This window comes from Allokutzneria oryzae (assembly GCF_042429765.1).
Taxonomy (GTDB): Bacteria; Actinomycetota; Actinomycetes; order Mycobacteriales; family Pseudonocardiaceae; genus Allokutzneria; species Allokutzneria oryzae.
Window position 1 is genome coordinate 35,088 of record NZ_JBHLZU010000008.1, and the last position, 14,195, is coordinate 49,282.

Genomic DNA, 14,195 nt, shown 5'->3' on the forward strand with positions numbered 1-14,195 from the left:
CATTCACGGGTTCGGGTCGGCGGGAACGAAGACGGCACGGTCTCCGTGGAGTTGGTCAGCGAAGACCGGGTGGGTGAACTCACCGGTGAGCACGGCGCGGAGGAACCCGGTCGCGGTCCCCGGATAACTTCCCCACGTGGTGAAACTCGCCTCGCAGAACAGCACCGGCCAGCTCGCCGGATCCGCGGAGTTGGTGTGCCAGAACAGGGAGTGCCCGTCGAACCCACCGCCCCAGGGCAGCAATTCCTCGGCTGGGAAGGGCAGATGTGGTTGCTCTGCAAGCAGGTCCCGCATGTCGGAGACCTCGGCGAGAAGGGCCGAGGTGCCGCCGGGAACCACCAGGGGCGAGTACACCTCGAGGAATCCGGCGAACCAGCCTGTGGGGAAGCGGGTCATCAGTGCCTTGAAATCCACGGGCAGCACCACGTCCAGCTCTGCCTCGACCGCGCGCCACGCCGGATCCGCGTCCACGGTACCCGTCCAGCCGACGAGCTCGGCGATCTCGTCAACAACTGGGTCTGCTGCCATTGTTCTTCCCGTTCGGATAGCCGTTGCTGGGATGCGGGTTGTATATCGTCACGTCACAGACGAATCCGCCGTCTCCGACCGCGCGGATGTGCACCGACGCGGGTACCGCGTCATCGCGATTGGTGTAGTTGGCGGTCACGCGGTAGTAGACCTTCTGGCCTTTGTCGACCGCGGCGGCAACCTGGTTCTCGACACCGAGCATGTCCGGGGTGTTGACGTCTTTGTCCAACGGAACGATGTTGTCGCGTTGGTTGCTTCCGTGAAGCTGGTGGCCGATCAGGTGGCTGCGGTGGTGCCGCCCGGCTACGTAACCGAAGGGGGTTTGCGGCTTGGATCGAGCCGCGTCGTTGGTCGTGGCCAAGCACGCCGTGCCTCCAGTGGCACGATAGGCAGACCCGTTCTTGGGAACCCCACGAGGTCGAGGCCCGGAGTAGTTGATGGTCTGCACCGGGTCGTTAAAGGTCTTGTCATTAGCCGCTCCGCCGAAGCAATCGTCTTCGTCGAAGGCGTCGTCGGTGGGAAGATCAACCCCGGTGGGGTCCGCCTGGTCATCTTCGTTGATCTTGATGCTGTCGACGAAGAAGTCGATCGTCAGGTCCCGCAGGAGCGTCGCGGCCGTGGTCGCTGCGACCTCAGTGATCCCGGTGACCACCGTCGACCCCGCCGAAAGCAGCCCCAACGGGCTGAGGGCGTCGATCACCCATTGCGGCGGCGGGGGCGGCTTCGGTGGGTCGAACACCGGCCGAGGTCGAGGACCGGAGGTACCGGGGCCGCCGATCTTGCGGTGGCCGCCGCGAATTTCTTCGCTGTGCCACCTGCGGTCCAGCGCGGCGTTGTCCCGATCACGCCGTCGATCCAGCTCTCTCTTGTAGGCACCGCAAGGGTTTCCGTACTGGTCGTACATCGTCGACCGGCATTCCCCTGACAGGGGCGCGGAATTGCAGAAGAAGTTGACGATGAAGAAGCCCCACACCCCACCGCGGGCCGCGGCTTTGCCGCCCTTGCCCGAACGGCCTCCGGAGCTGTCGCACGGATCGGCGTAGTGGCCCGTGGGGTCGGTGTTGGCCAGGGGATCGGCGTTGCCGTAGGCGTATCGGTTGGCCGCGGCCGAGGGTTTCGGGTCCAGGGTCCAGTCGTCGCGACTGAGGAAACGACCTGTCTCCGGGGAGTACCAGCGAGCGGACATGTTCACCGCGCCGGTCTCGCTGTCGGTCCAGTCCCCCTGGAATCCCAGCGAGGACGCACCCGCCGTGGAGGAGATGACCTTGCCGAAGGGGTCGAAGCCGCGGAGCCCCTCGGTGGAGGCGTTGAGGTAGCGGCCGACGACGTCGCCGTGGGCGTCGGAGTAGCTCATCCGCCCCGACGCGGGGTCGGCGACCGAACGGTCGGCGAAGGCGCTGCCGTCCGGCAGGCGGCTGACGAGCCGGGAGCCGTCGGAGACCACTTCGTTGCTGCGGCCGTCGTAGGTGAACGCGGTGCCGTTGCGGTCGCTGACCCGGTCGAGGCTGTCGTAGCCGTAGTGCCCCAGTCCGTTGACGGTCATCCGGTCGAAAGCGTCGAAGGCGGACTCGCGGACGGTCGTCCCCTGGGTCACCTTGGTGAGCGTGCCGCGCGGGGTGTAGTCGTAGCGCGCGCCTGCTCCCTCGGTGAGCCGGTTGCGCTGGTCGTAGGTGTAGGTCTTGTCACCGGCGGAGACGCGGTTGCCTGCGGCGTCCCAGCCGTAGGCCGTCGCCGTTCCGGTGCGGTCGGTCCAGGAGGACAGACGCGCGGCTCCGTCGTAGCCGTAGGTGTTGGTCGCCGTGCCGGTGGAGTTGATCGCCTTCTTGGTGGTGATCTTGTCGTCGTTGTCGTAGCCGTACTCGGTGCCGAGCAGGACCTGGGGTGGGGCGCCGACGCTGATCACGCGCTCGACCCGGTCGGAGGCCAGGCGGCCCAGCAGGTCGTAGCTGGTGTAGCGGCCGATCCGCCCGCCGGCTGAACGGTCGATCACCGAGGCTCGCCGCCCCGCGCTGTCGTAGCCGAGGTCGACCGTGCGGCCGGTCACCGGGTCGGTGACCGAGGTCAGGCGCGCCGCGGAGTCGTAGCCGAAGCTGGCCGCCCCCGAGGCGTCGGTGCGGGAGGCCATGGTGCTGTCGGCGTTGTAGGTGTAGGTGCTCGCCCCTCCCGCGCCACGTGACTCCAGCAGGTTGCCGCGGTCGTCGTAGCGGAAGGTGCTCTCGCCGGTGGGGCCGCTGGCGCGGACGACGCGGTCGGCCTGGTCGTAGCCCAGGATCCGGTCAGCGGTCGGGGTCTGCGCTCCGCTGCCGCGTTCCAGGACCAGCCGGTCACGCGCGTCGTACTCGCGAGTGGTGAGCACTCCGCCCGGTTTGGCGACCCGCACCGCACGGCCCGCGGCGTCGTAGCTGGTCGTCCAGGTGCGATCGGCGAGGGCGGGAGTGGCCGCGGTCGCGGGTTCGACCACGGACTCCGGCTGCCCCCACGGGGTGTAGGTGTAGTCGGTGGCGTTGCCGTTGCCGTCCACGAAACGGCTGCGGTTGCCGAGCCGGTCGTAGCCCAGGGCGGTGGTGATCGTCCGGTTGGCTTCGACGTGCTCGACCTGGTGGGTGAGCCGGTTCAGTTCGTCATAGCCGTAGGTACTGGTACGACCCTCTGCGGTGGTGTGTCTGGTGAGGTTGCCGTTCCCGTCGTACTCGCTGGAGGTCGACCGGCGCTGCACTCCCTCGGTCAGGTGGGCCATGCGCACGGGTTGGCCGATGAGGTTGTAGCTCACCTGGGTGCTCAGACCGGCGGGGTCGGTGCCTCCGGCATCGCGTCCGGCGTTGTCGTGGGTGAAGCTCCGGGTCCGGCCGGTGGGGTCGGTCTCGGTGAGCTTCTCCCCCGCCGCGTTGTAGGTGAAGACGGTGGTGAATCCCTGCGGTGTGCGGGTGGAAAGCATGTTGCCCGCGTCGTCGTAGGTGTGAGTTGTCGTGTAGTAGACCGTGGTTCCCGAGGAGCGGTCGGCGCGGGTGGAGGTGAGGCGGTTGCCGAGTTGGTCGTAGGTGTGGCGAGTGCTCGCTCCGCTGGCGTCGGTCTCCACGAGCAGTTCGCCGAGCTTGTCGTAAGCGGCGGTAACCACAGCCGGGAAGTCGCCGACTGGTGGCAGCGAGGTGGTCAGCAGCCGGTTGTAGGGGTCGTAGGTCCGCACGGTGCTTCGGCCGAGCGCGTCGATGACCTTGATCGGGTTGCCTGCGTGGTCGTACTCGGTGCGCGTGGTCGGCGTAATCGGGTTTCCGCCGGGTGGGGTGTAAGGGGGCAGCGTGCCTGCCACAGCTCTGCCCAAGACGTCCCACTCGGTGATGGTGACTCCGCCTGCGCCGTCGCGGGAGTGAGTGATCTCCCCGAAAGTGTTGCGTCCGACCGTCTCCACGCGCTTGAAGTCCTTTGTGGATACTCCAGCGGCCCAGACTTCGGTCGGTGGGTCGATGGTGTGGACCAGTTCACCGTTGGCGTCGTAGTCGAAGGTGGTGGTGATGCCCCTGCGATCGGTGGAAGAACGCACCAGACCACGCTCGTCACGGACGTTGGTCGCCGACGTCACGGTGTTCGCATCGAGCTGCGAATCGCGGCGCGTCAGCAGGTTCTGCGCGTCGTAGGCGTAGGTGGAGCTCTCCACCCGGTTGGGATCCGCCGCGCCGCGGTGCTCGGTGCGCACGGGGTTTCCGTCGGCGTCACGCAGGAAGGTCGTACTGCGCTTGAGCCCGTCGGGATCGAAGACGCTGGCGAGCACGAGCCCCGCGGGATCGTAGGTCTGTACCGCTTTGACGCCGCCTGCGGTGACTTCCTCGGTCAGGTGACCGGCCGGGTCGTAGCCGCGGCGTTCCAACTCGACCGTGCGGGTGGTCCCGTCGAGGTTCTCCACCCGTTTGCTCACGGTGGCCAGAAGATTGTCGCCGTAGTAGGTGTAGGTGGTGGTTCGACCCATCGCGTCCGTGGTCGACGACAAGCGCCCACCGGGGTCGTAGGCGTTGACCTCCAGCACCATCGAGGTCGCGGCGGGGTTCTCCGGGTTGACTCCCCTTCCGGAGGCACTGCGGGCGAGGACACGGCCGAACTCGTCGATCTGCTCGGTCCACGCGGTGCCGCGGACGTCGGTGATGGTTCTGCTCAGCGCGTTGTCCCGGTAGGCGGTGCTTTCCTTCCCCCCGTCGGCGAAGGTCGTGGTGGCCAGCCGGTCGCTGCTGTCGTAGGTGTAACTCGTAGTCCTGGGCACGTCCCCGCCCTGTGCCCGTGGCGTCGCGTCAGCGCTGGTGGTCTCGACCAGTTTTCCGTTGGCGTCGAAGCGGTTGGTGGTGACCTTGGTGTGAGTCACTCCGGTGACGGGATTGACCACCGGCGGCTCGGTCACCTTCGTCACCTGGGACCGCGAGTTGTACTCGTATGTCGTGGTCCCCAGGGGCGCGTCACCGGCGTTGGCCTCGGTGACGGTGCGCTGACGGCCTACCAGGTCATAGGTGTACTTCGTGCGCAAGCCACTGGGAGAGATCAGGACCGCGAGGTCGCCGTTGGCCCGGTACTGGCGTGTGGTGACCTGTCCTCGTTTGCCGGTGCTGCGGATCAGTAGCCCGGCGGGCACTTTGCCGCCATCGACGGCGTCCTCCGAACCGGTGGAGAACGTGCTGGTCTCCTGCGGCGCGACAGTGACGCCTTCGGGTTTGGGCAGGGTCAGCGTGCTGGGGCGTCCGAGGCTGTCGTAGCCGTAGGTGGTGCGGAACCGGGTGTCCTCTGGGCCTTCCGAGCGTGCGTCGGAGGAGGTGGCGAGCTTGTCGCGGCGTGGGTCCAGCGGGTCGGTGGAGCTGAGGTAGGTGAAGTACTGGGTGTTACACGATTCCGTGGCACGGCAGGTTTTCCGACTCAGGACGTTGCCGCGCGCATCGGTGGTCTGCTCGGTTCTGTTGCCGTTCTCGTCCACTGTCGCCGCGAGGAAACCAGCGGTGTTGTACTCGAACTTCTTCGTCGCGCCGCGGTGGGAGCTGGACAGTGGTCGGCCGCCGTTGTCGGCATCGGCGGTGTAGGTCCAGTCCCCGTGACTGCTCGGCCCGCGCAGCACCGAGGTCACCGTCGAGTCGAGGACCTGGGGCTGGTCGAGCTTCCAGGTCAGCCCCTGCTGGTCGAGCAACGTGGCGACCCGGTCGCTGCCGGCGTCGTAGGTCAGGCTCGCCGCCCGCTTGCCGTCCTGGGGAAGGGCGATGCCGGAGAGCTTGTCCACTGTCGTGCCCGCGGCGTGGTGGCGGGCGACGGCAAGCGGCCCGAGGGTGTGGGTGTAGAGGGCGACCTCGTCGAGCGTGCCACCGAAGTGGAACGCCTCCCCGTTGGTGCTGGGCCAGTCCTTGCCAGAACCCGCTCCGAGGGTGAGCCTGGTCTGGTTCCGGTGGTCGATCAGGCCGGGCAGCCTGCCGACGGCTTTCCCGTCCAGGTAGAGGGTCTGGGTGTTGATGGCGCCGGAGAGCACGGCGTGGTGCCACTTGTCGTCGTTGACCGGTGTGCTGCTGACGATCTGCCGGGCGGCGCCGGAGTCGCGCAGCGAGAACCCGCCGTGCAGCAACCCGTCCACCCCCACGTAGAGCAGCGGGGTGGAGAACGTCGCCGGCTCCGGGAAGGGCTTGTCGGCGTAGCTGATCAGCGTGCCGTTGGAGGTGGTCCGGAACCACAGCTCCACGGCCAGGGAGAGGTTCTTGCTCGCCAGCTTCTCCGGCAGTGCCACGCGGCTGCCGCTGCCGTCGAAGACCACGGCCTTGTCGGTGCTGCCGCCCAACGCGCCCTCGACGCCGAAGATCACGCCGTGCTGGTTGGCCACGTCGGCCCCTGGCCGCCGGGAGACGGCACTGGCCAGGGTCGAACCACTGCTGTCGCCGAGGCGCCAGTACGCGCGGGGGTTGTTGTCCACCACCGTGCTGCGGTAGAGCGAACCCGGGGTGTGGGTGTAGTTCGTGCAGTTCTCGCCGGCGGCGGGCGCGCAGGCCCGGACCAGCCGCCCGCCCTCGTAGCTGTAGGTCCACACCGGTGACACGCCACCGGCGACCGGCGCGGGTGCCTGAACGCGGGTCACCCGATTGCCGTCCCAGGTCAGACCCAGAACTCGCTTGCTGGTCTCGCTGGTGATGGTGGCGATGCGGTCGTTGGCCCCGTACTCCAGCGTCTCGCGCAGCCCGGCGGAGTCGATGATCTCGGCCAAACGTCCCAGAGCGTCGAAGACCCACCGCCCGGCGGCGGCGTCGCGCAGTGTGTAGTGCCCGGAGACCGTGCTGTACACCAGGTCCGCGTTCTGCCCGGTCGGTGGGGCGAAACTGCCGTCGGGGTTCTTGCCGAAGCGCGCCTGGCGGCCGGTGGGGAAGGTGATCACGACGTTGCCCGAGCCGTCGTTGTCGGGGTCGAGCCGCATGTCCAGCCGCGAGGACCAGCCCCGCCCGAAGGCCGTGTCGTCGCGGGGATCGAGGCTGTTGTAGGTGCGCGTGATGGTCAGGTCCGGCCCCGGCGTGGTCACCGAGGCGTCGGTGGCCACCGTGGAGTAGTTGCCGATCTGGGGATCCAGTCCCGTGCCGTTGCGGCCCTCGGGGTTGCCCGCCAGGTGCGAGGTGATCTCCGGCTGGTGCACGCGGGTGGAGAGCACCAGCGGCCCGATCCAGCTCGGGCTCGGTGTGATGGTGTCGTGCACCTTCACACCCCAGAAGTAGGTCCGGCTCCAGGACAGCGGCGCCGGGGTCCAGGTCTGGCCGCCCCAGTCGGACTCCTGGCAGTCCTTGGACAGTTCCTGGTCCGTACAGATCCGGAAGCGGTAGGTGAAGCCCTTGGCGGGCCAGTTGTCGTCGTCCTTCGGTTCGGCGTAGAGGGTCGGGGTGCGGGTCTCCACCGTCGCGCCGGTACCGGGTTCCTGGTAGTCGCTGCCGGGCGGGGTGTTCTGGACGGTCAGCTCCATCGTCCCGTACGGCACCTCGTGGGCATCGAGGAAACTGCGGCCGTCGGGGCCCCACATGCTCATCTTGACCGTGTAGACATCCGGTGTGAGCGGGGCGACGGGCACGTCGAAGGTCGTGGTGCTCATGGGCGCGACGGATGCGGACGGCGCCCAGTCGTGGACGGTGCGCACGTGTTCGCCGTTGCTCTTGCGGGTGATGACGTAGCCGAAGCGGAAGCCTCCGCCCGCGGCCCAGGTCGACGTTCCGAGGTTGGTGACCTTGGCCACCAGTCGTCCTTCCCGGGTGGCCGAGGGCAGCGTCGCGGATTCCACCTCGAAGGAGGCGCCCTCCGGGGAGTAGCGCACGTCGAGGTAGGGCGCGTTGGGGGTGTTCGCCGAGGCGAAGCGCATCCCGTTGCGGTCGGCCTCGTTGGAGGCGCGCAGGCTCAACCCGTGCGGCACACCGGCACCGTGGGTCCAGCGGGTCATGACCCCGGCGTTGAGCGGGATGCCCTCCCAGGCCGCACCGGAGCACCCGGGGGCCCCGTGTGCGAAAGCCTTGCTGCCCAAAGCCTGCCCGACGCCCGCTCCGGGCCAACTCATCGACGAGCCCCAGGGCTGGGTCACCTCGAAGACGGTGACCGAACGCGGGCTGCAGGTGGTGGTGTAGATGTTGTCCACCACCAGCGAGGCGCCGACGATGTACTGGTTGCGCAGGGACTGCAACGCCGAGCTCAGGCGCAGGTAGGAGCGGGACAGCTTCCCGTTGACGTAGCCGGTGGCCAGCTCGATGTCGTTCTGGTTGCCTGAATTCCCCTGCGCCACATAGGTGTCGTCGACGTCGGCCTTGTACCGGCCCACCGACGGGTCGACTGTGACGGGGAAGACCCGGGCGGGATCAGTGAGCCACCCCCGGTCCACGACCACTCGCAGGGTCCAACTCCCCCCGCCCGCCGGCTCGAGCTCGTAGCGCACGGCGGTGGAGCGCACCGGCTGGGGCGCGGAGTCGTCCATGAACCCCGGTGGGATGACGGCGACGATCTCGGCCCCGGAGACCAGCTCGACCGCACCCGAGACCGCCAGGCGCGGCGTGATCCCGTTGGGGCGCAGGGAGAAAGCGTAGGTGTTCGGAGCGGCGGCGGAGGCCAGGACCAAGTCCTCCTTGACCCCGGAGCGGGTGGCCGACAGGCGCAGGTCGACATCCTTGAACACCTCGCGGTAGGTGAGGTGATCCCGCTCCGGGATTCCGGTGCTGCGGTTCGCCCCCGCCAGCCCGTAGGACAAGGAGCGGCCCGGCCCGAAGTTCATCCGAACCAGCTCGTCGGCCGGGGCAGCGGGCGCGAAACTGACCTCAACCGGTGAGGTCCTCGGCAGTAGTCGTCCGTCAGCCGAGTTCACCAGGTTCAGGTCAACGAGGTTCCGCCCACCTCCAGGAGCGTCCACACTGGACTGCCCTGAGTGGACGCGCAGAGTCCTGGTCCCGTCGGGGTTGTCGAAGGTCTGTGTGGTGGCCGTGCGGTCGGCGACGCGTTCGCGAGCGGCGGTGTCGATCGCGGGCACGTCGCCGCTGGGGTGCAGAGCGGGCTTGACCCGTTGCTGCGCCACGGAGGTACCGCGAACCTCGGGCAGCGCGGGCTCGCGGTCGGCGACAGCGCCCGCCGGACGCGGCGAGCTCCGCTTCTCCAACGCGAGCGCCGCGCTGGTCGACCCCGAACTCGCCCGGTGCCCGCCGAGGGTCGCCGACCCACTGCGCTGCACGGGGGCCTCGGTGGCAGCGCCCCACGGCAGCGTGGTGCTCGCACCGGTGAGGACATCGACCGCGGACGCCGGGACCAGGCCCACCACCAGGGTCAGCGCCAGGCCCGCCGCCACCGTCCGCAGGACAGAGTGGTGCCCTCGAACAGATCTCACTTCAGCTCCCCCAAGCCAGGCTCTCGGCCGCCACATGACCGAAGATCGTCGGACCACGCGCTGGATAGCGACGCTGGATGGCCGCTTTCGGAGAACTGGCACAGCTCAGCTGGTGCAGTTCTCCGTTGCTCGAGGTTCCCCCTGGCCGACCCAAGCGTTCTTCAATGCCGTTGTGCAGGCGTTGTGGGACCGTTGAATCCACACAGGTGGTCACCGAGTTACGAGACGTCCCTCAGCTTGAGTTCTCGCCCGCTCGGCCGGGTCGAGGGTGAGCCGATCTGGTTGTCTTGCGGTTACGGGGTTGCCCCTGTTCTCGCTGGTCACGGCATGCACGTCTTGACGAGGCGAAGGCCCGTGGCTGGACCGTCCAGCAGGACGTCCCGGACCAGGCCGGGACGGTTGCGGCGCAACAACACCTCGGGTGAACGTCCGATTTCCGGGGGTGATCGCGGCCGCTCTGACGGTGGGCACCCGTCAGTCGGGTGGCTCGACCGCCCATCGGGTCGAGGTCTCGTCCGCGGGGAGACCGAGCTGCTCGGCGAACACGCGGGCGCGGGCGTGGTGGCTCGCGGCCCGGTCGTGCTCGCCGAGCTGGTCGTGGATGGTGCCGAGGCAGTGATGGGTGCGGGCCTGGTGCAACTGCTCGCCGATCTCTGAGGCGAGGGCGAGCGACCGCCGGTGGTGTTCGGCGGCGGCGGTCAACTCACCGAGCGCTTGGAGAGCGAAGCCGAGGCAGAACAGGTTGGAGACGGTGGTGTAAGGATCACCCGCCGCGCGGGACAGGTCGAGGGACTCCGCGAGCCGTTGCCTGCCGTCCTCGGCCCGGCCCAGGCGCACCAGGGCGAGGCCGACGCCGTTCAGCGCCTGCCACTCCAGGGACCCGATGCCACCCGCCGCCCGGGCGATCTCACATGCGGCCCAGTGGTGGTCGAGCGCGCGGGCGTAGTCCTCCACCCAGTGACTGACGTACCCGGCGCCGAGGTGGGCGTAGCCCTGCGTGTAGGCGTCGTCGAGGTCGCGGCCGATCGTCAACGCCTCCTCGTGCTCGGCGCGCGCCTGCTCAAAGTCGCTGAGCCGCCAGTGGGCCAGGCCGAGGCCGTTGAGCGCCTCCGCCTCGGCAAGCCGGTCGCCTGCGGCCTTGGCGTGGCCGAGCGCCCGCTCGTAGTGGGTGATGGCTTGAGCGGTGTGGCCCAGTCGCCAGTGGGTCAGGCCGAGGCAGAACGACGCCTCTGCGGCCAGGTCCGGGTCGCCGATGTCCAGGATGAACCGCGCGAGGTCGAGTGCGGCGTCGTAGTGCCCGAAGGCATCCAGCATCCGCGGCACCCGTCCGGCCAGCGCGGGCAGGCGGGACAGCCAGCCCTGGTCGGCCGCGAATGTGGTCGCGGCGACGAGATTGCCCACCTCAGGCAGCAGCGCCGGGGACGCGAAGTGCTCGACAAGGTCCTGGTAGTGCGTGAGCAGCCTGCGCAATGCGTCATCAGCCGCGCCCGCGTGCTCGGCCGCGTACAACCGGACCAGGTCGTGCATGCGGTAGCGGCCCGGGGTCTGCTCCTGGACCAAGTGCAACGCGGCCAGTTCGCGGAGCAGCGCGCGGGCCGAGGACTCGGCTACGTCGGCGAGGACCGCGGCGGCGGGCAGGCCCAGGTCCGGGCCAGGAGCCAGCGCGAGCAGCCCCGCCAGAGTCACCGCGTCCGGGGACAGGGCCCGGTAGGTGGTGGCGAAGACGGCACGGAGGTTGGCGGTCAGCTCTCCGGAGTCCAGCGTGTCCAGGCGGGTGCCGCCCTCGCGGAGTTCCTCGGCCAGCGCGGACAGCGGGAAGCCAGGGTGGGTCGCGGCGCGCGCGGCCACGATGCCCAGTGCCAGCGGCAGCCGGGCGCAGCGGTCCAGCAGGTCAGCGACAGCCTGCGGTTCAGCGGCCACCCGGTCCGCACCCAGGAAGCGCACGAGCAGGTCCTTCGCGTCCGGCTCGGTCAGGACGTCCATGGGCAGCGGGTGCACGCCGTGGGTAGCCAGCAGGCCGTCCAGCCGGTGGCGGCTGGTGATGACCACCGTGCACATCGAACTACCCGGTAGCAGGGGCAGCACCTGCTCGGAGTCGCGGGCGTTGTCCAGCACGATGAGCAGCCGCCGCCCGGCGACCAGGCTGCGGTACAGCGCGGCCTGCGCGTGCTCATCGACGGGCACTGCGGTCGCAGGGACGCCGAGCGCGTCCAAGAACCCGCGCAGCGCGATGGCCGGGGCCATCGGCGGTGCGGCGGGGTCGAAGCCGTGCAGGTCCACGTGCAGCTGACCATCCGGGAAAGCGGCCAGGTTCGCGTGCGCCCAGTGCAGGACAAGCGCTGTCTTGCCGACGCCGCCCATTCCGCCGACCGCGGACACCGTCGCCGCGTTGCCCCTGGCCAGCACGCCGCTGAGTCGGGCCAGCTCGGTCGCTCGGCCAGTGAACAGCCTGGGCGGCGCGGGAAGCTGCGCGGGCGCGGTGCGCGCGGCCGGGGTGAGCTCCGGGGCGGCGATGAGGATGCGCTGGTACAGCTCACGCAGCCGAGGGCTGGGGTCGACACCCAGTTCCTCGGCCAGGCTCGTGCGCAGCCCGGCGTAGTGGGTGAGCGCATCGGCCTGCCTGCCGAGGCGGTACTGGGCCAGCATGAGCTGCCCGGCGCGGCGTTCGTCCAGCGGTGCGGCGGCGGCCGCGGTCACCAGTTCCGGCAGCAGCTCGTTGTGCCGGCCCCGGTCCAGCAGCAGGTCGACGCGGTCCAGTTCGACGCAACGCCGTTCCTGGACGAGCAGAGCGCGCAGGCCGTCGAGGCCGGGTGCGGTCAGACCGGCGAAAGGCTCATCGCCGCGCCACAGCGCGAGGGCCTGTTCCAGCAGTGGCAGCGGGTCCTCCGCGGAGCGCGCGGCGGCCACGAGCGTGCGAAACGCATGCAGGTCCACGGTGCGTGCGGGCGCGGTGAGCCGGTAGCCAGCACCGGCACGGGTGATGGTGACCCCGGCCGGGGCGAGCGCGGCGCGCAGGCGGGAGAGGTAACTGCGCAGGGTCACGCGGGCGGTGTCCGGCAGGTTCTCGCCCCACACGCCGTCCAACAGCGCGGGCACTGGAACCACCCGGTTGACCTCGACGAGCAGCAGTGCCAGGACGCAGCGTTGCCGCGCGTGCCCGAGCGACAGGCCAGCTCCACGAAACACTGCCTCGACCTCACCGAACAGGCGGAACTCCACCAGGCTCACCCGCACCTCCCGCGGGTAGCTTTCCGGCTCGTGCCCGATGAGTACAGCGCCGCATGGTTCTGCGCCCGCCGGGAAGAGGACCTCACCACTTCCTGAAGGATGTTGCAGAAGCGTGTGGTTGCCCAGCCCGAACCGCCGACGCCCAGTACCGCACCGGACCGCACGTTCCCGAAGAACCCGCGGTACCTGACCTCCCCGACCACTACCGAGTCGACCCACTGCGCACCCCGCACCTGATCCCGAGGCGGCTCCGCCGCGAACGGATGCATCGCGCGCTCCAACGGCGCAAGACGAGCGCTGATCTCGCGGCGGGCAGCGTCGCTGAATCCGGTCCCGACATCGCCGATGTAGACAAGGTCGCCAGTGGACGGGTCGTGGGCGCCCGGCAGCAGTCCGCCGAGCACCCCACCGAATCGGCTGTTTCCCGCGATAGCTGCCCGTGGCACGCGGCCAGGGCAAAGTGGCGCGCTTGCCACAGTTCCCCGACTCTTCAGTCCACCGTAGACAGTCATGGTGGTCATGAAGGGGGGGTCAGTCACCCCCAGGTACATGAATGCGAGTTCATTTGCCCCTGAAGCGTATTGACAAGAATCTCCTTGCACCTGACCGTACCGGGGCAAGTCATGAATGCCGATCAGGAAGGTCCAAACGTGAAGCTCGCCCCCGCTCTCGCTGCAGCAACCTTGGCCGTCGCGACTTTCGCACTTCCAGCCGCCGCGAGCCCGCACGATTCGAGCGAGGCCGCGAAGTGTGGTTACTTCACGAAGAATATTGGCGCCTACTACGACCACTGCACGTCCGACGGGTCCAGTGTCGTGATCGTGGTGCAGAAGAAGTCTTCAGATGAAGAAAGGTGCGTCAAACCCGGCGTGACGTACCTCGGCTCGATTTATCAAATCCGCGGCGCCTACTACAACGGAAAGCTCTGCTGATCTCAACCACGAGCGAGGTCAGCTCTTTTCCAAGAAATCGCCGTGCTCGGCGCGGATGAGGTCGGGCGGCCATCCCGGCTAGCCCGGGGTGGTCAGCAGATTCCGGATCGGCTACGTCCACGTCTCTTCCTCAGCGACAGGGAGCACGGCCACCGAACGCGAAGACGCCTCGTCGCGTTTGCCTTCAGGTCCTCGTGGTCACGAAAAAGCCCAGGCCCGTTCGGAACGGGCCTGGGCTTGATGCCGGGCGCAGCCGTTCAGGCCCTGTCGAGGACCGCCAGCGGAGACCACGCGCCGCCTTCCTCGCGAATCCGGAAGCTGCGAATCTGGTTGTGCTCTCCCCACAGCGTGCGCTGAGCGCACCCGTTCAGGGCAGAATCGGAGAGATCGATGCGAGCGCCGCCGTACGTGTAGAACTCGGCGTAAACAGAATTTCCGTCCAGCTCCTCGTCGCACAGGCTGATATCCGATTTGTAATTTCCTGAAGGACGAAAATTCCCGGCGCCAGCGACGTCCCAGCCGTCGTAGATCCTGTCGTCGGTCCTGGCCGTCGCCGGAAGTGCGCTCAAGAACATCGTGGACAGGGTGAGGAGTGCAACGGTGCCGACCTTGCCTCGCGTGCTGCGCATGACGACCTTTCATAATCGAAGAAGTTGATGGTGCTC

The 14,195-nt window shown here is 68.7% G+C and carries 6 protein-coding genes; 1 reads left to right on the forward strand and 5 read right to left on the reverse strand.

Going from position 1 to position 14,195, the window contains the following annotated elements; translation table 11 throughout:
• Nucleotides 1–3 precede the first annotated feature (3 nt).
• The 4 genes from ACFFQA_RS09725 to ACFFQA_RS09740 all read right to left on the reverse strand — a co-directional run bounded on the left by ACFFQA_RS09725 (nt 4) and on the right by ACFFQA_RS09740 (nt 13,149).
• Nucleotides 4–528: an SMI1/KNR4 family protein gene (locus ACFFQA_RS09725; protein WP_377851411.1), complete on the reverse strand. Its 525-nt coding sequence runs from the start codon at nt 526–528 to the stop codon at nt 4–6.
• A complete protein-coding gene (locus ACFFQA_RS09730) occupies nt 506–9,370 on the reverse strand; it encodes an RHS repeat-associated core domain-containing protein (RefSeq protein WP_377851412.1) in 8,865 nt (2,954 codons plus the stop codon). Before ACFFQA_RS09730 ends, ACFFQA_RS09725 begins: the two co-directional genes overlap by 23 nt.
• Nucleotides 9,371–9,844: 474 nt before the next feature.
• Nucleotides 9,845–12,598, reverse strand: a complete 2,754-nt coding sequence (locus ACFFQA_RS09735) for an AfsR/SARP family transcriptional regulator (protein WP_377851413.1) — start codon at nt 12,596–12,598, stop codon at nt 9,845–9,847.
• A complete protein-coding gene (locus tag ACFFQA_RS09740) occupies nt 12,595–13,149 on the reverse strand; it encodes an ATP dependent DNA ligase (RefSeq protein ID WP_377851414.1) in 555 nt (184 codons plus the stop codon). The genes ACFFQA_RS09735 and ACFFQA_RS09740 overlap by 4 nt, the downstream gene beginning before the upstream one ends.
• Nucleotides 13,150–13,221: 72 nt before the next feature.
• On the opposite strand from ACFFQA_RS09740, the gene ACFFQA_RS09745 reads away from it, so the two are divergent.
• Nucleotides 13,222–13,530 carry a DUF6355 family natural product biosynthesis protein gene (locus tag ACFFQA_RS09745; RefSeq protein ID WP_377851416.1) on the forward strand — a complete coding sequence of 103 codons (309 nt, stop codon included), beginning with the start codon at nt 13,222–13,224 and terminating at the stop codon, nt 13,528–13,530.
• Nucleotides 13,531–13,787: 257 nt separating this feature from the next.
• On the opposite strand, the gene ACFFQA_RS09750 is transcribed toward ACFFQA_RS09745, so the two are convergent.
• The gene (locus tag ACFFQA_RS09750) at nt 13,788–14,159 is read right to left on the reverse strand and encodes a hypothetical protein (protein WP_377851417.1); all 372 of its coding nucleotides are present in this window, start codon (nt 14,157–14,159) and stop codon (nt 13,788–13,790) included.
• Nucleotides 14,160–14,195 lie beyond the last annotated feature (36 nt).

Bases quoted from the DNA above. Each gene is read 5' to 3' on its own strand.
- ACFFQA_RS09740 (WP_377851414.1), bottom strand. From the start codon at position 13,149: ATGTACCTGGGGGTGACTGACCCCCCCTTCATGACCACCATGACTGTC.
- ACFFQA_RS09750 (WP_377851417.1), bottom strand. From the start codon at position 14,159: ATGCGCAGCACGCGAGGCAAGGTCGGCACCGTTGCACTCCTCACCCTG.
- ACFFQA_RS09725 (WP_377851411.1), bottom strand. From the start codon at position 528: ATGGCAGCAGACCCAGTTGTTGACGAGATCGCCGAGCTCGTCGGCTGG.
- ACFFQA_RS09745 (WP_377851416.1), top strand. From the start codon at position 13,222: ATGAATGCCGATCAGGAAGGTCCAAACGTGAAGCTCGCCCCCGCTCTC.